The 1,339-nt window shown below is 38.7% G+C and carries 1 protein-coding gene; it reads right to left on the bottom strand.

The features are described 5' to 3' along the window. Window positions 1–15: 15 nt before the first annotated feature. Window positions 16–1,224, bottom strand: coding sequence for an RNA-guided endonuclease InsQ/TnpB family protein (locus tag O9334_RS01560; RefSeq protein WP_287998789.1), 1,209 nt, complete (start codon window positions 1,222–1,224; stop codon window positions 16–18). Window positions 1,225–1,339: the final 115 nt, after the last annotated feature.

The following is a 1,339-nucleotide window of genomic DNA, read 5'->3' as shown; positions in this document are numbered from 1 at the left end:
TTGACACTCCCCGCTCTAAAGAGACGGGGATTCTTGGTTCACAGAGATTACTTGCTTAGACAGAATTGCTTCTGAAAAAGTAGAGGTATTCTCTCCCCAAGCGTTTATTGGATCGAGCCCAAAGGTTCCGGTATGCCCTACCGTACTTAGTCCCCTTTTAAGGATGTTGATTGCGGCGTTTTCATCCCTATCCAAAACACATCCACATTTGCACTGATGGGTTCTAGTCGATAAAGATTTTTTGACAGTTTCACCACAGTTTGAACAGTTTTGGCTTGTATAATTCGGTGAGACAGCAATCGTTATCTTGCCGAATTTAACCCCAAAATACTCTATCCATTCCCGAAACTGATACCAGGCCGCATCATTTATCGATTTAGCTAGACAATGATTCTTGACTAAGTTCTTAACTCTTAAATCCTCGTAGGCTATCACATCGCTAGAGTGAACTACGCACCTTGCTAATTTCACAGCAAAGTCTTTACGTTGCCTACTTACTTTAAGGTGAGCTTTAGCTAATCTTTGTCTAGCTTTTTGACGATTTTTACTTCCCTTTTTCTTTTTAGATAATCGCCTTTGAAGTCGTTTTAATCGTTTCTCAGACTTTCTCAAGAATTGAGGATTATCAACCTTGTCGCCATTGTGATCTGTATAGAAAGAAGCCAAACCTACATCTAAGCCAATACACTTACCTGATGGTTTAACATCTTCTTTAACGTCACAAGAAAGGACAAATTGACAATAATAACCGTCCGCTCTCCGAATCAACCTAACCCGTTTAATATCGGATTCTTGAAAGTACCCTAAATCCCAAGTTCCTACCAACTTAAGAACACCAATGTTTTTCTTGTCAGTGAACTTAACAGTTTTAGGGCTAAGAAGCTTCCATCCTGATTGTTTGTATTCAACAGAGCGAGATTTTTTAAATTGAGGATACCCCTTTTTGCCTGATACTTTACGTTTACAGTTGTCGTAAAAACGACTAATTGAACTCCAAGCACGTTCAGCACTTGCCTGTCTAGCAGTTGAATTAAGTTCATCGGCAAATTTAAAGTCCTGAGCTAATTCTTTAGAATATCGGTATAAATCGTTCTTACCCGTACCTTTTGTATCCATCCATAACCTTACACATTTGTGACGGATGAATTGAGCAGTACGAATAGCATCGTCTATGGCTTGATACTGTTGAGTTTTAGCTTTAACTTTAAACTCTAAGACAAACATTTTACGCAGGGGGGACTTAGACAAAATCAGTATAGCACAATAAAAGTTAAGTTAACAAGATATAGTTTAAAAAGCCGTCCTAAAAGGACGGGGCTTTAACCCAAAATTTCGGTAA

Origin of the sequence: Microcystis sp. LE19-8.1F (assembly GCF_027531715.1) — a bacterium.
GTDB lineage: Bacteria > Cyanobacteriota > Cyanobacteriia > Cyanobacteriales > Microcystaceae > Microcystis > Microcystis wesenbergii_A.
This window is presented reverse-complemented; position numbering and strand designations above follow the sequence as displayed.